Source organism: Caldanaerobius polysaccharolyticus DSM 13641, assembly GCF_000427425.1.
GTDB classification, from domain to species: Bacteria; Bacillota; Thermoanaerobacteria; order Thermoanaerobacterales; family Caldanaerobiaceae; genus Caldanaerobius; species Caldanaerobius polysaccharolyticus.
Genome location: NZ_KE386495.1, coordinates 758,370 through 776,945, shown reverse-complemented (window position 1 = coordinate 776,945; position 18,576 = coordinate 758,370). Strand labels below are relative to the sequence as shown.

The 18,576-nt window shown below is 45.0% G+C and carries 20 protein-coding genes and 1 other annotated feature; all 20 genes read right to left on the bottom strand.

The annotated features are described in order from the left end of the window. Positions 1-206: 206 nt before the first annotated feature. Positions 207-998: a tryptophan synthase subunit alpha gene (gene trpA / locus CALPO_RS0110335; RefSeq protein WP_026487254.1), complete on the bottom strand. Its 792-nt coding sequence runs from the start codon at positions 996-998 to the stop codon at positions 207-209. Beyond that, positions 995-2,179, bottom strand: coding sequence for a tryptophan synthase subunit beta (trpB, locus tag CALPO_RS0110330; RefSeq protein ID WP_035172564.1), 1,185 nt, complete (start codon positions 2,177-2,179; stop codon positions 995-997). Before trpB ends, trpA begins: the two co-directional genes overlap by 4 nt. Beyond that, a complete protein-coding gene (locus tag CALPO_RS0110325) occupies positions 2,176-2,793 on the bottom strand; it encodes a phosphoribosylanthranilate isomerase (protein ID WP_026487252.1) in 618 nt (205 codons plus the stop codon). Before CALPO_RS0110325 ends, trpB begins: the two co-directional genes overlap by 4 nt. Positions 2,794-2,806: 13 nt before the next feature. Then, positions 2,807-3,607, bottom strand: coding sequence for an indole-3-glycerol phosphate synthase TrpC (trpC, locus tag CALPO_RS0110320; RefSeq protein WP_026487251.1), 801 nt, complete (start codon positions 3,605-3,607; stop codon positions 2,807-2,809). Then, positions 3,604-4,620, bottom strand: a complete 1,017-nt coding sequence (trpD, locus tag CALPO_RS0110315) for an anthranilate phosphoribosyltransferase (RefSeq protein WP_026487250.1) — start codon at positions 4,618-4,620, stop codon at positions 3,604-3,606. Before trpD ends, trpC begins: the two co-directional genes overlap by 4 nt. Beyond that, positions 4,610-5,188, bottom strand: a complete 579-nt coding sequence (locus tag CALPO_RS0110310) for an anthranilate synthase component II (RefSeq protein ID WP_026487249.1) — start codon at positions 5,186-5,188, stop codon at positions 4,610-4,612. Before CALPO_RS0110310 ends, trpD begins: the two co-directional genes overlap by 11 nt. Position 5,189: 1 nt before the next feature. Further along, positions 5,190-6,623 carry an anthranilate synthase component I gene (trpE, locus tag CALPO_RS0110305; protein ID WP_026487248.1) on the bottom strand — a complete coding sequence of 478 codons (1,434 nt, stop codon included), beginning with the start codon at positions 6,621-6,623 and terminating at the stop codon, positions 5,190-5,192. A 59-nt stretch (positions 6,624-6,682) separates the two neighbouring features. After that, positions 6,683-6,997, bottom strand: a binding site (T-box leader). A 56-nt stretch (positions 6,998-7,053) separates the two neighbouring features. Beyond that, entirely contained in the window at positions 7,054-7,680 is a 627-nt protein-coding gene (locus CALPO_RS0110300; RefSeq protein WP_322786105.1) for a helix-hairpin-helix domain-containing protein, read from the bottom strand. A 62-nt stretch (positions 7,681-7,742) separates the two neighbouring features. Beyond that, positions 7,743-10,208: a beta-mannosidase gene (locus tag CALPO_RS0110295; RefSeq protein WP_026487246.1), complete on the bottom strand. Its 2,466-nt coding sequence runs from the start codon at positions 10,206-10,208 to the stop codon at positions 7,743-7,745. Between the two features lie 17 nt (positions 10,209-10,225). Further along, positions 10,226-11,242 carry a zinc-dependent alcohol dehydrogenase family protein gene (locus CALPO_RS0110290; RefSeq protein ID WP_026487245.1) on the bottom strand — a complete coding sequence of 339 codons (1,017 nt, stop codon included), beginning with the start codon at positions 11,240-11,242 and terminating at the stop codon, positions 10,226-10,228. 121 nt (positions 11,243-11,363) lie between these two features. Continuing rightward, entirely contained in the window at positions 11,364-12,272 is a 909-nt protein-coding gene (locus tag CALPO_RS0110285) for an aldo/keto reductase (protein ID WP_026487244.1), read from the bottom strand. A 27-nt stretch (positions 12,273-12,299) separates the two neighbouring features. Then, positions 12,300-13,817: a YifB family Mg chelatase-like AAA ATPase gene (locus CALPO_RS0110280; protein ID WP_026487243.1), complete on the bottom strand. Its 1,518-nt coding sequence runs from the start codon at positions 13,815-13,817 to the stop codon at positions 12,300-12,302. 26 nt (positions 13,818-13,843) lie between these two features. Then, a complete protein-coding gene (locus tag CALPO_RS0110275) occupies positions 13,844-14,212 on the bottom strand; it encodes a YraN family protein (RefSeq protein WP_026487242.1) in 369 nt (122 codons plus the stop codon). Further along, complete coding sequence (gene ylqF, locus CALPO_RS0110270) at positions 14,202-15,062, bottom strand: ribosome biogenesis GTPase YlqF (RefSeq protein WP_035172559.1); 861 nt, start codon at positions 15,060-15,062, stop codon at positions 14,202-14,204. Before ylqF ends, CALPO_RS0110275 begins: the two co-directional genes overlap by 11 nt. 57 nt (positions 15,063-15,119) lie before the next feature. After that, complete coding sequence (gene rplS / locus CALPO_RS0110265; protein ID WP_026487240.1) at positions 15,120-15,458, bottom strand: 50S ribosomal protein L19; 339 nt, start codon at positions 15,456-15,458, stop codon at positions 15,120-15,122. Further along, the gene (gene trmD, locus CALPO_RS0110260; protein WP_456059080.1) at positions 15,459-16,178 is read right to left on the bottom strand and encodes a tRNA (guanosine(37)-N1)-methyltransferase TrmD; all 720 of its coding nucleotides are present in this window, start codon (positions 16,176-16,178) and stop codon (positions 15,459-15,461) included. Positions 16,179-16,200: 22 nt separating this feature from the next. Then, positions 16,201-16,689, bottom strand: a complete 489-nt coding sequence (rimM, locus tag CALPO_RS0110255) for a ribosome maturation factor RimM (RefSeq protein ID WP_026487238.1) — start codon at positions 16,687-16,689, stop codon at positions 16,201-16,203. Positions 16,690-16,695: 6 nt separating this feature from the next. Further along, complete coding sequence (locus CALPO_RS0110250) at positions 16,696-16,932, bottom strand: KH domain-containing protein (RefSeq protein WP_035172557.1); 237 nt, start codon at positions 16,930-16,932, stop codon at positions 16,696-16,698. A gap of 22 nt (positions 16,933-16,954) precedes the next feature. Then, positions 16,955-17,197: a 30S ribosomal protein S16 gene (rpsP, locus tag CALPO_RS0110245; RefSeq protein WP_026487236.1), complete on the bottom strand. Its 243-nt coding sequence runs from the start codon at positions 17,195-17,197 to the stop codon at positions 16,955-16,957. Between the two features lie 14 nt (positions 17,198-17,211). Beyond that, on the bottom strand, positions 17,212-18,555 hold the full coding sequence (gene ffh / locus CALPO_RS0110240; protein WP_026487235.1) for a signal recognition particle protein: 1,344 nt from the start codon (positions 18,553-18,555) through the stop codon (positions 17,212-17,214). Positions 18,556-18,576 lie beyond the last annotated feature (21 nt).

The following is an 18,576-nucleotide window of genomic DNA, read 5'->3' as shown; positions in this document are numbered from 1 at the left end:
TCAAAGCCTAAATTTGCTTAAATTAAGCGAAATTCGGCCAATATTTGCTCTCTTCCTTTTTCTATTTCACCATAACTTACTCTTGCTCTTTTTTTCTTTTTCACAAAGCCAAATCCGTCGCGATTACCTATCGTTAAGTATTACGGGAAGGCTGGCCCATGTTTACCAGCTGGATACACAGCGGTAAACAAAGGGCCGAGTTATATCTATAAGGCGCCTTTTAAATCCTTAACCAACGCCCTGACGTTCTCTACGATCTGCTCGTTGCTGTCTCCTCCTTTTTCTATTTCGCTGACCACAGCACTCCCAACTATTATCCCCTCACAATAACCTTTAAGCGAATTTGCCATATCAGGACCCGATATGCCAAAACCGATGGCCCTGGGCAGATCTGTATAAGATGCCACTTCCTCCATATACCTCTTTATATCTGTATCCATTTTTTCTCTCTGCCCTGTAACACCGGTAGTAGATACACAGTATACAAATCCTCCGGCCTTTTCCGTTATCTTCTTTATCCTCTGATGGGAAGTAGGCGCCACCAGCGGTATAAGGTGTACGCCGTATTTCCTCACCATATCGTATATCTCTCCTCTTTCTTCTAATGGAAGGTCCGGGATTATGAGCCCATCTATACCCACCTCTGCTGCTTCCCCTATAAACCTTTCCAAACCGTATTTAAATACAGAATTGTAATACACCAAGTATATAAGCGGTATATCGCTGACCTGTCTTATAGACCTTACCACCTTCATGATATCCGGTATCCTGACGCCGTTGGCAAGAGCCCTCGCTGAGGCCCTCTGTATGACAGGGCCATCGGCAAGAGGATCCGAGTATGGTATGCCCAGCTCTATCATATCAGCACCGGCCTTTTCCATCTCCAGGACCAGCTGATACGTCAACTCTATATGCGGGTCTCCTGCGGTGATATAAGTGATAAGGGCTTTTTGACCTCTGGCTATGAGGCGGCTAAACCTTTCATCTATCCTGTTCATATCTCCACCCCCAGTACTTTTGCTACCGTCTCCACGTCCTTATCTCCCCTACCTGACAGGTTGACGATGATGATATTGTCCTTAGAAAGCTTGGGGGCCAGCTTTAATGCATATGCTACCGCGTGGGAGCTTTCCAGCGCCGGTATTATCCCCTCTACCCTGGACAGCTTTACAAAAGCGTCCACAGCCTCCTTATCCGTAGCTGAAACGTACTCGGCACGTCGTATCTCCTTGTAATAGGCGTGCTCAGGGCCTACCCCGGGGTAATCAAGACCTGCGGATATAGAATACACCGGCATTATCTGGCCCTCTTTGTCCTGTAATAACATGGTTTTCATGCCGTGTATAACGCCCACACTGCCCTTAGCCATGGTAGCAGCGTGTTTGCCCGTGTCCAATCCCTGTCCTGCCGCTTCTACCCCTATCAACTTTACTTCTTTATCCTCAAAAAATGGATGAAATATGCCCATAGCGTTGCTCCCTCCACCTACGCACGCTATCACATAATCAGGTAACCTGCCCTCTTTTTCCAGTATCTGAGCCTTGGCTTCATCGCCTATGACCCTTTGAAAATCCCTCACTATAGTAGGATAGGGATGAGGCCCCACTACAGATCCCATCACGTAAAAAGTATCCTCTACGTGGGTAACCCAATTCCTTATCGCTTCATTTACAGCGTCCTTCAGCGTCCCAGTCCCAGAGTGCACGCTGGTGACTTTGGCACCCAGGAGTTTCATCCTGAACACGTTGAGGGCCTGCCTCCTTATATCCTCTTCTCCCATGAAGATCTCGCATTCCATGCCAAACATGGCAGCGCCGGTAGCTGTAGCCACCCCGTGTTGTCCGGCACCGGTCTCCGCTATAACCTTCTTTTTGCCCATGCGCTTTGCCAGCAGTATCTGACCCAGTACATTGTTTATCTTATGAGCACCCGTATGGTTAAGGTCCTCTCTTTTAAGATATACCTTGGCTCCTCCCAGTTTTTTCGTCAGGTTTTCAGCGTAATAAAGTGGTGTGGGCCTCCCCGCGTATTCCCTAAGATAATACCTGTACTCTTCCATAAACTTCTCGTCTCTTATAGCCGCGTTAAATTCCTTCTCAAGCTCTATCAAAGCGTTCATGACCGTCTCAGGAACGTACTGGCCGCCGTATATGCCAAACTTCCCCGGTACACTGCTCATAAAACTCTCACCCTCTCCACAAATTTTTTCATCTTATCAAAATCCTTAAAGCCATTGGTCTCAACACCACTGCTTACGTCCACCGCATAAGGCTTTACTTTCATTATGGCGTCAACGACATTGTCAGGATTCAACCCGCCTGCCAACACCACAGGAAATCTCACCTTAAGATCATCCAAAATAGACCAGTCGAAGGGGACACCAGTGCCTCCGTACGCTACATCTTTATTTGTCCTACCCGGTGAGTCGAGAAGTATCTTTTGAACGGGATATTTTTCTGCCTCTTTAAGGCTTTTCACATCACTAACCCTTATGGCTTTCCATACCTCCACGTCATAACCTGCCACGTCTTCCGGCTTCTCATCACCATGGAACTGTATGACATCAAGCCCCAGATGGCTTTTAACCTTTTCTATAAAGTCCCTGCCCTCATTGACAAAAACGCCGACTTTCTTTATCCTCCTGTCCAACCTCTCTGCCAGCCTTTTAGCCTGATTCAGATTTACCTTTCTTTTGCTTTCTGCAAATACAAAACCTGCGTAATCTACCATAAGGGCATTGACGTATTCGATATCTTCCAACCGCCTCAATCCACAGATCTTCACTTTAACCACAGTATCACCTGCTCTACCTGACCATCTTCAGCTCTTTTATAGCACTTATTACATCAGCAGACCTCATAAATGTCTCACCTATTAACACACCATCTACCCCCATAGATCTGAGGTATCTTATATCATCAGAAGTCTTAATTCCGCTTTCAGAAACCTTTACCACATCATCAGGTATTTTTTTTATGAGCTTTTCGGTGTTTTTTAAGTTTACAGTGAAGTCCCTAAGGTCTCTGTTATTTATCCCTATAATATCGGCACCGGATTCTACTGCAATATCTACTTCTTGTTCGTCGTGAACCTCTACGAGGCAATCTAAGCCCAGTGATCTCGCCAACTCATAATACTCTCTAACATCCCGGCCTAGAACAGCTACAATAAGCAGAACGGCGTCAGCACCTATAACCTTGGATTGATACAGCTGGTACTTGTCGACTATAAAATCCTTTCTTAAAACAGGAAGAGAAATGGCATTTTTTACTTCTGTTACAAACTTATCCTCCCCTAAAAAAAACTTCCTTTCAGTGAGCACGGAAACAGCATCTGCGCCCCCAGCTTGATACAGGCGCGCCAGCGTAACAGGGTCCACATCTTGTCTTATGACGCCTTTAGATGGTGATGCCTTTTTAATCTCCGCAATTATGCTTATGCTCGTACCTTCAGCGTCACCGTATCTTGGCTTCAGAGCTCTTTTAAAATTCCTCGCGTTACACGAGGGAGATGGGGTTGCGGCTTTTATCAATTTTTCAAAGGGGAATCGCTTCTTTTCTTCCTCTATTTCTAGCCTTTTATACGCTACTATTTCATCCAGTATCATACTACAATCTCCCTGCTGATTTTTATAAACTCGTTGAGCTTATCGTAGGCCGCTCCTGAGTCAATGACGTCAGCAGCCTTTTTAATGCCTTCCTTCATATCTTCTGCAGCATTCCCCACGTAAAGAGCCGCGGCGGCATTCAACAACACGATATCCCTGGCAGGCCCTCTTTCGCCCTGGAAAATGCGGATTATAAGCTTGGCGTTATAAGAAGCATCAGAACCGGATATGTCCTCTAATCTGCCATAGGGAATCCCATATTCCCGGGGATCTATCTGGTAGTCGATTATCTGCCCATCTCTTATCTCGCTCACCAGCGTACTGGAAGTTATGGTTATTTCATCCAGCCCGTCCATGCCGTGGACGACCATAGCTCTTTCAGTCCCCATGTTTTTCAGCACTTCTGCCACGGTGCGGGTCAAGCCGCCATCATAAACCCCCACCACCTGGCCCTTCACGTGCGCCGGATTTGTAAGTGGACCCAATATATTAAAAATAGTCCTGGTGCCTAATTCCCTTCTAGGTCCCGCTACGTTTTTCATAGAAAGGTGATAATGAGGCGCAAACAAAAACCCAATTCCCACCTCATTTATGCACTTTTGAGCTTGTTCCGGCGACATATTTATCTCTACGCCCAGGGCTTCCAGCACATCGGCACTTCCGCTCTTGCTGGATACCGCTTTGTTGCCGTGCTTTGCCACCTTAACCCCAGCGGCAGCAGCGATTATAGCTACGGCGGTGGATATGTTAAAGGTCTTTCCTCCATCTCCCCCCGTACCACACGTGTCTATGGCATAATCCTTTATTTCAACCCTCTTAGCCTTTGACCTCATGGACATAGCACAACCGGTTATCTCTGGTATCGTCTCCCCTTTCATCCTTAGAGCTACCAAAAAGCCTCCTATCTGAGCCGGAGTAGCCTCTCCACTCATTATGGCATCCATAGCCATGTACGCTTCCTGCTGAGTGAGGTCCTCTTTCTTTATGACCTTCTCTATAGCTTCATGTAACATTTATAATCCCTCCCAAAAAATTCTTTAAAATGCGCCTGCCTCCTTCTGTGAGAATGGATTCAGGATGAAATTGAAGTCCGTAAACAGGAAGGCTCTTATGCCTTATACCCATTATAGTGCCATCGGAGGTATAAGCTGTAACCTCCAGCTCTTGTGGCAGGCTTTCCTTATCAATTACCAGAGAATGATATCTGGTAGCGCATATAGGGTTTTTCAAACCATAAAATACACCCCGTCCTGTGTGTATTACCATAGATGTCTTGCCGTGAAGGATTTTGTCGGCCTCTACGATTTTTCCACCATAGGCATAGCCAATAGCCTGATGCCCCAGGCATATGCCCAGCAGTGGAATTTTGCCTTTCAATTTTCTAATAAGTTCTACGCATATACCGGCGTTTTCAGGCCTACCCGGACCTGGTGAAAGGATAATTCTCACAGCTCCTGAATTCATTGCTTCCTCTGCTGTTATCTCATCATTGCGCACCACTTCGACCCGTGGGTAGAGCTCTCCGATGTATTGATACAAATTGTAAGTAAAAGAATCGTAATTATCGATTAAAAGGACCATCTCACAAAACCTCCTTTAAAGCCATGGCCTTATTTAAAACCTCCTGGTACTCCACTTCAGGTATGGAATCGTACACAATACCTGCGCCAGACTGTATATACGCTTTTCCCCCTTTAAAAACTATGGTGCGTATGGCGATGCACATATCCATATCACCTGTATAGGCGAAATACCCTACTGCGCCAGCGTATATACCCCTTCTTGCGTTTTCCAGCTCGTCAATGATCTCCATGGCCCTAACCTTAGGCGCCCCAGATACTGTACCCGCAGGCAGACACGCTATAAGGGAATCATAGCACGTTCTACCCTCCTTGAGTTCACCAGATACCGTGGACACGATATGCATTACGTGGGAATACATATCCACTTCCATGAATCGCTCTACTTTCACGCTGCCAAACTCGCTGACCTTTCCTATATCATTTCTGCCCAGATCTACCAGCATCACGTGTTCAGCCCGCTCTTTCTCATCTTTTAATAACTGCTCTTTCAATTTCTGGTCCTCTTCTTCTGACGCCCCCCTAGGTCTGGTGCCTGCAATGGGATTTGTCATTACCGTGCGGCCTTTGACGCTTACAAGGCTTTCTGGCGACGAACCCACTATCTGAAACTCCCCAAAGTCAATGTAAAATAAATACGGAGAGGGATTCAACGAACGGAGCTTCCTGTACGCATCAAAAGGATGGATATCTGTGTCTACCGTCACCCTCTGGGATAAAACCACCTGAAATATATCCCCTTGCCTGATGTACTCTTTAGCCTTTTTTACCATGTCACAATAGCCGTTTTTGTCGTAATTGACCTTAATCTCCTTCAGAGGGCCTTTTGATTCTATAGGGTGTATATCGCTTCCCTTCATGATCAACCGTTTTATCTCGTTTAACCTTTCTACTACCTGCTCATAATTTTCATCTTCATAGGGCATAGCGTTGTGAATGACAGATACCCTGTGATAAAAGTGATCATACGCCACAATGTCTCTGTAAAACATCAGACAAGCCTCTGGAACTCCGATAACATCAGGATTTTTATCAGGCAACCTCTCATATTGCCTGATAACATCATACCCTATATAGCCCACCGCACCTCCTACAAAGGGCGGTAAATCCTTCCCCTTTAAAACAGCGTAGCCGCCCATGCGCTTTTTCACTTCGTCTAAGACCTTGCCTTTAATGACTTCCACTTTATCGCCTTTTTGCACGCGAACTTCATTGCCATAACTGCTTATCACCATGTAAGGGCTGACGCCAAGAAAAGAGTACCTTCCCCATTTTTTACCGCTTTCCGCGCTCTCCAGCAGAAATTTGTGATTTCCTTCCAAACTGTAAAAAAGGCTTATAGGTGTAAACTCATCGGCGTTTACCGTCATGACGACAGGTATAATGGCTTTTCTTTTTCTCAATACCTCGTATTCCGATTTAGACGGTGATATCAAAAGTACCACTCCTTTCTCTTCGATAATAAAAGCGCCAATAAAAAAAGGTACCTCATCCTGTATGGGACGAGGTACCTCGCGGTGCCACCCAAATTCGGCTACCAAGGTAACTAAAAAAGCATTTCACCCATTAGGGCGAAATGCTTTCGCATCCGCTAGCCACCTATGTATAGCCATCTCATTCAGGTACAGAAGTAATTAACTTCGATACCCTGTCTTTTTAACGGTAGACCACCGATTGACGCTACACACCTTTTGGCTTCACGCCACATCTCCAGGGCCCATTCAATGACACTCAGGATACCAGGATTCCACCGTCCCCGGCTCTCTTTAATCCAATCATGTCATCTACTCTTCCCCTTCATCGATTTTCTTTATCAACTTTTGTAATTATTATAATACAGTAAATATTTAAATATGTCAATAATTTTTATTGTGCCGTTATTTTATCTTTAATCTGCTCATACAGCTTATCGCCTATGCGGCTCACATTTTTTATCTCTTCAATGGATTTAAATGGACCATTTTGATTTCTATAATCGATTATCCGCTGAGCTATTACAGGTCCGATGCCTGGCAATGTATCCAGTTCTTGAAGCGATGCCGTATTTATATTTATTTTGCCCTCAGCAGGAGTTTCACCTCCCACTGTTGAAACATTTGCTGCTGGCTGTGGTAGTTTTTCTCCTTTTTTAGGGATATAAACCTTTTCTTCATCCGCCAGCTTTTTGGCCAAGTTCACCTGAGAGGTGTCCGCATCAGCCATCAAACCCCCTGCTCTGTTTACAGCATCTATAATCCTATCGCCCTGTTTAAACTTGTAAACCCCCGGGTTTTTTACAGCACCGCTTACATCCACGTATATCTCCTTAGGTATCGCGTTGTCCTTACGAGAAACAGCGTTTTCGCCTTTGCTCTCAGATACAGAACTAGGCACACTGTCCGCCGTTATGATAATCTGATCTACCTGCTTATGGAGGTTATAGTTTAGCATCAAACTTCCCAAAAGCGAAAAGGACAATAAGGCAATTATTACGTAAAGGACCCGCCTGCTCAATTTTTCTCCCCCCATTACGATCTGCTTTCAAAAATATAAAGCGGCCCTAAGGCCGCCTCTTCTCATATCTTTGAGATCAGACGCGTCAGATCAAGTACCTCTACCTTTCCAGGCTGACCTGAACATTTTACGGTGTAATTCTCACCAGGTATCATATTAAGGCAGTTATCCGAAAGGTCTACGTCGTTCTCCGTCTCAATAAAGACACCAAACGCTGGCACATCTGATGAGAGAATCACTTTATCGCCCTCTACCCTGTAATCTATAGAAGGCTGTGTGAGTTGCAGGTTTCTAAACCTATCAAAGACAAGATAATTGTCATAGGTATTATCTCCCACCGTCATTCTCACGTATACCACGCTGTTTAACAGCTCCCCGTTTTTCTCCACAGGAAGGGTACAATGGAGTACGTCCACAGGCATCTCTTTAGGCGAATAACCTATACCCAGCTCTTCAGCCCTGAAATGGGCTATCTTCACCACGTCGTTAGCAATCAGCCTCGCATCGAGTTCTTTTTCTCCGAGTTTTTTGCCATCAAGGCTGTAACACAAGATCTTTACATGAGCGTCTGCGTCCTCCAATAAATCGCTTATACCGTATACGGTTATCCCATCTCCTTCCTGTACCAGATAGGGAAGCACATTGGCATAAAACTTCGTAGAATAATGGTAAAGAGCCTTTTTCCTCTTGTAATAGTCAAGGCAGGACCAGCTAGCTACAGGCCAACAGTCGTTAAACTGCCAGTACAGTGTCCCAGCTGTCATAAACTTACGGGATCTCCAGTGCTCTACTCCTGTCTTTATGGCTTCTGCCTGGTTAAACTGAGTCAAATATACAAAGCTTCTCAAATCCTTTGGGAAACCCAGATGTCCTACCATAAACCTGATCAGGCGCTCCATACCCTCTACCATCTTGTTGTGAGCTACCATCACAGGGCTTAAAATAGACCTGTCCTCCGGCGCCGTATAAGACAACACCGTCTTCCAGTTAGGCATAGCCTGAAAACCAAACTCGCTTACAAACCTGCTTCTATCCGCCACATAAGCGGCATAATCGGCCCAGCCGCTCCACACATTCCACTGGTGCCTGTCGCCTTCTGATTCACTATTAGGATCCTCTCCGCCATAAGGGCTGGACACCCAATAAGGCCTGGAGGGATCGTACTTAGCGCAAATCTGAGGCAATATCTCTTTGTAAATATAGTTTCCAAGATACTTGGGATCACCGTTTTTCCACCAGGAGTAAAATCCCACATTGTTTTCATTATTGCCGCACCACAGGACAATAGACGGGTGATTTCTAAGCTCTAGCAAAACGGCCTCAGCCTCTTCTACAGCCAACTGCTGAAACCATTCAAATTGATCGGGATACTGAGCACAAGCGTACATGAAATCCTGCCATACCATTATGCCCATCTGGTCACAAGCTTCGTAAAAAGCTGGGTCCTCATATATGCCTCCGCCCCAAATCCTCAGCATATTCATATTGGCATCCTTGGCCAATTTTATGTACTCATAGTAGTCTTCTCGGGTAAGCCTTGGCAGGAGGTTATCCGCGGGAATCCAGTCAGCGCCTTTGGCAAACACCTTTACCCCGTTGATTTCAAATATAAAGCTCTCACCCTCGCTGTCTTTTTCGCGTATAAGTTTGACAATTCTTATTCCCGATTTAAAGTTTACCTCATCGATGACCTCTTCATCTACCAACAGCTTTATGCTTATGTCGTAAAGGGGCTGTTCGCCAACGCCATTAGGATACCACAATTTGGGATTATCTATTTTTAATGTGGCTTTTATCTCTCCATAAACAACCGGCACCACTTCTCTTGAGCACACCGTGCCATTTAATGATACAGTGATCTCAGCGTTAAAATCTAGATCGGTATAAGATTGGACTTCAGCGCTAACTCTCACATATGCCGAATCTTTCTGTATCTTTTCGGTATAAAAGAAAGGATTCTCTATCTTGGCGTCTTTTATTACAGAAATATACACACCTCTCCATAAACCAACCTGGGCTATCCTCGGCCCCCAATCCCAACCGTAAGCGTATTGAGCTTTTCTCACGTACGGCCTACCGGTATCACATGATGACTCCAATTTTACAGGGCTGTTGTTTTCTATAGCTCTCATGGTTTTTACAGGTGAATCAAAATGAACTTCCACCACATTGCTGCCGTCTTTTATCATATCAGTGATATCAAAGGCATGGGGTATAAACATGTTTTCGGTTCTACCTATAAATTCACCGTTAAAGTACACATCGGCAAAGGTGTCAATGCCTTCAAACACCAACCTTATTTCGTCAAATTCCTCGGATAAGTCAAAATTGAATTCTTTTCTGTACACCCATTCTTTTTCCTCTAATTTGTGGCATTCTATCTCATTCATGCGGTAAAAAGGATCGCTCAACTTGTTTAGCGCCATGAGATCTAATTGCACACATCCAGGGACTTTCCCATCGTTCCACGAGCTCTCAGAAGCTTCTCTAAATTGCCACACGCCGTTCAAAGAAATGCGCTTTTCCATGTTTTATCCCCTCTCTACTAAAATACGATCATCGTTTTTATTCTTTCATCTTTTTTTCCATTGAAAGCGTCGTTTATATCATCAATGTGGAACTTATGAGTGACAAGGTCTTTTACGTTTATCCTGCCTGACCCTAAAAGCTCCACAGCTCTATAGTTAGTATCAGGGTTGATAAACGACCCTTTTATTGTAAGCTGCTTCTGGTATACGTCAAAAGGCTTTAAAACCACTTCGTCGTTTACCGCTGCAACGCCAAAGAGCACGATACGCCCGCCTTTTTTTGCTACATCAAAAGCCTGCCTCGCCGTAACTTTTGAACCAACGCATTCTATAACTACGTCAGCTCCACTGATCCCGCTTATACTCAAAGCCGCTTTTAAATCGTTTTCGATAGGGTTGACAACCACATCTGCTCCTAGCTTAAGCGCCAATGATCTCCTCATTTCCACGGGTTCGCTCACTACAACCTTTGCAGCACCCGACAGGCGCGCTAACTGCATCATTATCAGGCCAATAGCTCCGCCTCCCAGCACAAGCACCGTATCCCCTGCTTTTACTTCAGCTAAATCCATCCCATGTATACAACAGGCAAGAGGTTCCATCATGGCACCGCTTACAAAATCCACCGTGTCAGGGAGTCTGTAAACCTGTTTTGCGGGCACAGCACAGTATTCCTCAAAACCGCCATTGTAATTTACTCCAATAGCTTTTAAACGCTCACAAAGCTCTTTTTTCCCAGTGCGGCAGTACTCACATTCGCCACAATAGATGTTGGGATCCACAGCAACCCTATCCCCTGGTTTTAAAGTTTTCACTCCATGGCCCACCTTAACTACCTCTCCTGAGAACTCATGTCCCAGGACCACAGGCGGGTTTACAGGAGCTGACCCTTCACCTCCATGGTATACGTGCAGATCCGTGCCGCATACCCCGCACGCTTTGACCTTTATGAGAACATCTCCATCTCCTATATCAGGCTCAGGGATGTCCGATACCACTATATCCCCGGGGCCATTGAACACAGCCGCCTTCACTTTCCCATACCTCCCTGTTATTGACATGCACAGCTAAAAACAGGCCTTCGGAATCTATTATAACATTGTGATCAAGGCTTTTTCAACAACGTAATAAAGCTCTACATAACAGGCTACTACCTCAATTTATTCCAGCGATTTTTAACGCCTCATTGTACACATCCTCACTTATCTCCACTTCAAGCAGCTTTACATTGTCCATAACGTGATCAGGATTTTTAGACCCTACGAGAACTGAAGAGATATTATCATTCCTGTAAAGGAAATTGAGGGCAATTGCAGTCAACATGTCGCCATTGCCTTTAACCAGATCAAGCAAGGCTGCAATTTTCTCTTTTTCCTGTATCTCGTTGAGGTGAGGTATAACTCTAGGCGTAAGCAATCCTGCTCCAAGACCTCCTCTTATAAGGACGCCAATACCTTTTTTGCCGCACTCCTCTATATTCTCGCTGTTATCCCTGTGCAGGAGATTGTAGTGCATCTGTATAACATCAAATTCCCCTGACTGTATGCACCTCTTAGCTACATCGCCATCACACGATGCGCCCAAAAAACGTATCTTGCCCTCTTTTTGAGCGTCCTTCATGGCAGCTAAAGTCTCACCATCGTCTAAAACCTTATGGGGGTCAGGTCCAAAATGAATCTGCATCAGGTCAATGCAATCGGTCTTTAACAGCTTTAGGCTCATATCAATAGATTTTTTCACAGCATCATAGCTAAAGTCATAGTACGTATCTGGTTCACAGCTGTGCTCACCGCATTTTGACGCAAGAAAATACTCCTTTCTCCTGTGGCCTATGCATAGGCCGATACGCTCTTCACTGCGATGATACGCTCTGGCCGTATCAATTATATTTATGCCCATATCCAGTACCCCGTTTAATACCTTACAAGCAGTCTGCTCGTCAGGACGCCTTTTTTGATCGGCGTTACCCAATCCCCAGTCTCTACCTATCTCCAAAGCCCCAAATCCTAAAAAAGTAACTTTTTCCCCTGTTTTACCCAGGGGCCTTTTTTCAAATGCCTTCACTGCAAAAACACCACCTTTTAAGTTAACTCAACCGTTAAACACAGGAAAATTGGCTTTATATTGCAATGCCTCCGCCACATGATAAGAATGTACCAAATCCGAACCCTCGAGATCAGCTATTGTTCTCGCTACCTTTAACACCCTGAAATACGATCTCGCGCTTAATCTCATCTTGTCAAAGGCATCTTTGAGCAGCTTATTGGCTCCTCTATCCAGCCGTATGTACTTGGCCACATGATGCTGGTCCAATTGTGCGTTGTTGAATACTTTTGCGCCTTTATACCTTTCCAGTTGTATCCGCCGCGCCCTATTAACGCCCTCCCTGATCTCAGCCGACGTTTTTTCCTTCCTATGATTTGTTATTGAGGCGTATTCCAGCGGCGAAACCTCCACGAACATATCTATCCTATCCAATAGCGGTCCTGATATCCTGTTTAAATATCTTTTTATCTGCATTGGGGTGCACTTACACTGATGATAGGCATCACCATAAAAACCGCACGGACATGGATTCATAGAAGCTACCAGCGAAACATCAGCTGGAAAAATATACCTACCATTAGACCTGGATATCACCACTTTTTTGTCTTCCAAGGGCTGCCGCAAGGCTTCCAGGCAATCCCTTCTGAACTCAGGCAGTTCATCGAGATAAAGGACTCCATAATGAGCTAAACTTATCTCTCCAGGCTTTGGAATACTGCCGCCTCCTATCAAAGACGCCGTAGAAATGGTATGGTGTGGCGAGCGAAAAGGCCTCTTCGTCACAATAGGTTCTTCATTTAAAAGCCCTGCTACACTGTATATTCTGGTTATTTCCAAAGACTCTTCAAAGGTGAGATCAGGGAGTATGGTAGGAAGCCTTTTCGCCAGCATGGTCTTCCCGGACCCTGGTGGCCCGATAAGCAACAGATTGTGTCCTCCAGCTGCCGCTATTTCCAGGGCCCTTTTAGCATTTTCTTGGCCTTTTACATCAGAAAAGTCAATAGCGTATTCCGGAAATTTATAATAGCTATCTCTTTTAATCTCCGGTAACATGGCATTTCCGTTGAGAAAACCTATGAGCTGACTTAGAGCCTTTACACCGTATACCTTTACGCCTTCAACCATCGAAGCTTCTCTCACATTGCCGTAAGGCACAATCAAATACTCTATGCCCGATTTAGCCGCCAGCATAGCCACAGAAAGTACACCTGATACAGGTCTTACTTCTCCGCTTAAAGAGAGCTCTCCTAAAAACATAAAACGGCTTAAATCGCTAGGCACATACCCGCAAGCAGACAGTATACCTACAGCAATAGGCAAGTCAAAAGAAGGGCCCTCTTTTTTCCTATCTGCCGGTGCCAAGTTAACAGTTATTTTCTTCACAGGGAATTCGAACCCCGCGTTTTTTATAGAGGCTTTAACCCTTTCACGGGACTCCCTTACAGAGGCATCAGGTAGGCCTACTATGTCAAACAAAGGCAAACCATTGGATATGTACGTCTCTACTTCTACCGTATACGCGTCGATACCGTATAGTGCGGCGCTTAAAACCTTTGTCAACACACCCAGACCACTCCCCCATACTACATTCACACAAAATCAAAGGCATCTTTGATGAGGTTTATCCTTTTCACCTCTCCTGATTGTCCGGATAACCATATTTCTACCACATCAAATCTACACGGGCGATTATGTAATTTGTTTTTGTATAAATACGCCATCGCCATATGGCTGATCTTAGCCCTCTTCCTTATGTCCACAGCCTCAGAAGGTGCCCCAAAAGCGTCTCCTGTGCGCGTTTTAACCTCTATAAAGCAGATAGTGCCATCGTCCTGTGCAACGATGTCTATCTCGCCTCCGCGCTGTCGGAAGTTTCTCTCCAGTATCGTATAACCCATCTGCACAAGATAAGATTCAGCTATCCTTTCTCCTAAACAGCCTATCTCTCTATTGTTCATACTTTACACCTTCTGGTAACTCTAACGTTATATTGCCCAGTCTTCCATTCCTAAAGTCGTCGATTACAATTCTAGCCGCTTTAAGCGCATCAATTTCTCCACCCTTTACGCGGCACCCTCTCTTTTCACCTATGCTCAGCAGGTTTGCGTAAGGGTCTTCTGATAGGCAATTCAGCTGGTAACTCTCCAAAAGGGCTTGAGGGTAACGATGGCTTAAAATACCTATTAACTTCAACGCAATCTCTTCAAAATCCAGCACTTCGTCCTTAATCGAGCCCACAAAAGCCAGCATATACCCCGTCATCTCATCCTCAAATTTAGGCCACAATATACCTGGCGTATCCAGGTACTCAAATTCCCCTCCAATCCTTATCCACTGCTTTCCCCTGGTTATACCCGGTTTATTTCCAACTTTTGCCTTAGCGGATCCTGCCATGGCATTTATCACAGCGGATTTTCCTACGTTGGGTATGCCTACGATCATGAACTTTATCGGCACGTTGACATAACCCATCCTGGCCATCTTTTCTCTCTTGCTCTCCGTTAATTCCTTAGCAGCTTTCAAGACATCCTTAATGCCCTTGCGATTTCTCGCATTGGTCTTAACGGCTTTTATGCCTTTTCCTCTGTAGTACTCAATCCATATCTCACTGGCAGCGTCATCGGCTAAATCGGCTTTATTCATCACCACAATCTGAGGTTTGTTCCCTGACAACTTCTCTATAAGGGGGTTATAACTGCTTCTAGGAACCCTCGCATCAATTATGTGCAATACCACATCTACAAGCTTGAGGTTTTCAATTATTAACTTTTTTGTCTTAGCCATATGACCGGGATACCATTGAATCATGATCTTCACCTTATCAAAATACGCATAAAAGGGACTTTCGTCCCCTTCTGCAAAATATCACAGCTCTTTTACCCTGGCTGCTTTGCCAACCCTGTCTCTCAAATAGTACAGTTTGGCGCGCCTTACTTTTCCCCGCTTTACTACCTCTATGCTGCTTATCCGCGGGGAGTGAAGCAAAAATGTCCTCTCTACGCCTACACCGTAGGATACTCTCCTTACAGTAAATGTCTCCCTTAGGCCTTCTCCTTTTTTGCTTATCACAATGCCCTCATAGGCCTGGATCCTTTCCCTATTACCTTCAATAACTTTCACATTTACCCTTACAGTATCGCCTACGTTAAAATCAGGAATGTCGCTTCTGCGATATTGCTCCTCAACGTACTTGATGTAGTCCATTTATTTACCCTCCTTTCGATTGCTGTACCTTATGTTTTCACACTCAAGCTCAAATATTATCTGCAGGTCTTCCTGCGATAGTTTGGCATCTGCCAGCAAATCTGGCCTTCTAAGCATGGTTATCTCAAACGCCTTTTTTCTCCTCCATCGCCTTATCATTTCGTGATTCCCGGACAAAAGCACGGGTGGAACCTCAACTCCTTTATAGACCGCGGGCCTGGTGTACTGCGGATACTCCAACAAGCCGCCATTAAAAGATTCCTCCTTCACGGCTCCTTCAGGTAAAACACCAGGAATCAACCTGCTTACACTATCCACCAAGGCCATTGCTGCAATTTCGCCTCCTGTAAGCACAAAATCGCCCAGTGAAATCTCGTCATCCACTTCCATGTCTATAACCCTTTGGTCTACTCCCTCGTAATGACCGCAGAGAATTATAACGTGACTCAAAGCAGCGTATTCTTCAGCAATGCGCTGGTTGTAAACCCGACCTTTAGGCGACATATACACCACCCTCGAAGACTGCGTGCGCACGCTGGCAATAGCCCTGGATATAGGCTCGCAGCTCATGATCATGCCCGTGCCACCGCCAAAAGGATAATCGTCCACCTTTCTGTGTTTATCCAGCGAAAAATCCCGTATATTAACCAGATTTACTTGGACAATGCCATTATTTATCGCTCTAGAGATAATGCTGGACTCTAACATTCCCCGAAACATCTCGGGGAAAAGCGTCAATATATCAAATCTCAACAACCATCATACCCTTTTCAATATCTATTTTTTTGACGAATTGCTTGATCGCAGGAATTAAGACCTCCCCTTCAGGGCCGTTAACCACGTACACGTCATTGCTCCCTGTAGATATGACGTCAACTACTTTGCCCATGGGGGCGCCATATATATCGCGCACCTCAAGGCCTATGATGTCGCCTATAAAATACTCGTTCTCTTCAAGCTCTATAGCGTGCTTCCTGTCAACTTTCAAGGGGCATCCCCTTATCTTTTCCGCTTCATCGCGGCTGTCTATCCCTTTCAATTTAAGTATAACCATGTTTTTGTGGTACTTAACCCATTGTACGTCATACCTTACAAGGCAGCCATTTTCATCGGCGTACAGCCATTCCAAATTGTCGTACCTCTTTACGCCCTTAGTCGTAGGGTATACCTTTACTTCCCCTTTTACGCCGTGGGGAGATACGACCTTACCGATCATCAAATACTCTAGCATACCTTTTTATATGATTTCCACCATTACTTTTTTATTCTGCTTAATTGCCGCGGTTCTCACTATCGTCCTTATAGCTTTTGCTGTCCTTCCCTGCTTCCCTATTACCTTGCCTGTATCCTCTGGCGCTACCTTTAGCTCAATGATGATGGAATGCTCTCCTTGGATTTCCTTTACTTCTACAGAATCGGGATCATTGACAAGAGATTGAGCGATAACCTTGACTAACTCTCCTAAGGATGCCAAGATAACACCTCCATTTTCCACGCTATATGATACCTTGGGATTTTAAAATGAGCCTGACAGCATCTGACGGCTGCGCGCCTTTTTTCAACCATTCTAAAGCCTTTTCGGCATCAATCTTAACCTCTCTCGGCTGGGATATAGGGTTATAATACCCTATTGACTCGATAAATTTGCCATCGCGAGGAGATCTGGAATCTGTAACCACAACCCTGTAGAAAGGATTGTTTTTAGCTCCCATTCTCATCAGCCTTATCTTTACTGCCATCCTTTCACCTCCTTCTAAAATTTGAACAACGGAAATCCCTTCTTGCCCTTTTTTAAATCTTTATCTAAATCCTGAAATTGCTTAATCATTTTTTTGGTCTGCTCAAATTCCCTCAACAATTTGTTTACATCCTGAATGGTAGTACCGCTACCCATGGCTATTCTCTTTTTCCTGCTGGAATTTATTATAGAAGGGTTAATCCTCTCTTCAGGGGTCATGGATTTAATAATAGCCTCTATTCTGGATATTTCTCTCTCGTCCACATTAAACCCCTTTAACTGCTTTTGATTTAACCCCGGAATCATCTCCAGTATCTGATTTATAGGGCCTATTTTCTTGACTTCCTGCATCTGCTCCAAAAAATCCTGCAACGTAAACTGCTGCTTGCTTATCTTCTCTTGGAGCTCTAACGCTCTCTTTTCATCGTATGCCTGCTCCGCTTTTTCAATCAGAGTAAGCACATCTCCCATGCCCAATATGCGCGATGCCATTCTGTCGGGATGAAATACCTCTATGTCCTCCAGCTTTTCGCCCACTCCTACGAACTTGATAGGCTTGCCCGTCACCGCTTTTACCGAAAGGGCCGCTCCGCCTCTGGTATCTCCGTCCAGCTTCGTCATGACTATTCCGTCTATTCCCAGCTTTTCGTTGAAGTTCTGAGCGATATTGACAGCGTCCTGGCCAGTCATGGCATCGACCACCAGCAGTATTTCGTGAGGTTTGACTTCCGCTTTTATCGCTTTTAGCTCTTGCATCATTTCTTCATCTATGTGTAACCTTCCCGCTGTGTCTATTATAACTACATCGTTGCCGTTTTTCCTGGCGGCACTAATCGACGCTTTAGCAATATCCACTGGACTGACATTTTGCCCTAAAGAAAAAACGGGCAACCCCAACTTTTCTCCTACCACCTGCAATTGCTTTATAGCAGCAGGTCTATAGACATCGCACGCTACCAGCATGGGGTGTTTACCTTGTTTATACAAATATCCGCCTATTTTAGCCGCTGTAGTAGTCTTGCCTGATCCTTGAAGCCCTACCATCATAACGACAAAAGGGGAACCTGCTGAGGTATTCAACCTGCTCTGAGTAGAGCCCATCAGCTCAGTAAGCTCATCCTTTACTATCTTTATCACCTGCTGAGCAGGTGTCAAGCTTTTCAGGACTTCCGCTCCTACGCACCTCTGGGAAACGCGGTTTATAAAGTCTTTTACCACCTTGAAATTTACATCAGCTTCCAATAAGGCAAGCCTGACTTCCCGCATCGCGTCCTTAATGTCTTTTTCGCCCAGCTTTCCCTTACCTCTTAATTTTTTAAATACGTTTTGAAGCTTATCGGCCAGATTTTCAAACGCCATTTAGTAAGACCTCCACTATAC

Excerpts from the sequence above, each read along its gene's own strand:
- trpA (WP_026487254.1), bottom strand. The coding sequence starts at position 998 with ATGAACAGGATAGATGAAAGGTTTAGCCGCCTCATAGCCAGAGGTCAA.
- trpB (WP_035172564.1), bottom strand. The coding sequence starts at position 2,179 with ATGAGCAGTGTACCGGGGAAGTTTGGCATATACGGCGGCCAGTACGTT.
- trpC (WP_026487251.1), bottom strand. The coding sequence starts at position 3,607 with ATGATACTGGATGAAATAGTAGCGTATAAAAGGCTAGAAATAGAGGAA.
- trpD (WP_026487250.1), bottom strand. The coding sequence starts at position 4,620 with ATGTTACATGAAGCTATAGAGAAGGTCATAAAGAAAGAGGACCTCACT.
- CALPO_RS0110310 (WP_026487249.1), bottom strand. The coding sequence starts at position 5,188 with ATGGTCCTTTTAATCGATAATTACGATTCTTTTACTTACAATTTGTAT.
- CALPO_RS0110295 (WP_026487246.1), bottom strand. The coding sequence starts at position 10,208 with ATGGAAAAGCGCATTTCTTTGAACGGCGTGTGGCAATTTAGAGAAGCT.
- CALPO_RS0110275 (WP_026487242.1), bottom strand. The coding sequence starts at position 14,212 with ATGAACAATAGAGAGATAGGCTGTTTAGGAGAAAGGATAGCTGAATCT.
- ylqF (WP_035172559.1), bottom strand. The coding sequence starts at position 15,062 with ATGATTCAATGGTATCCCGGTCATATGGCTAAGACAAAAAAGTTAATA.
- rplS (WP_026487240.1), bottom strand. The coding sequence starts at position 15,458 with ATGGACTACATCAAGTACGTTGAGGAGCAATATCGCAGAAGCGACATT.
- trmD (WP_456059080.1), bottom strand. The coding sequence starts at position 16,178 with ATGTTTCGGGGAATGTTAGAGTCCAGCATTATCTCTAGAGCGATAAAT.
- rimM (WP_026487238.1), bottom strand. The coding sequence starts at position 16,689 with ATGCTAGAGTATTTGATGATCGGTAAGGTCGTATCTCCCCACGGCGTA.
- rpsP (WP_026487236.1), bottom strand. The coding sequence starts at position 17,197 with ATGGCAGTAAAGATAAGGCTGATGAGAATGGGAGCTAAAAACAATCCT.
- ffh (WP_026487235.1), bottom strand. The coding sequence starts at position 18,555 with ATGGCGTTTGAAAATCTGGCCGATAAGCTTCAAAACGTATTTAAAAAA.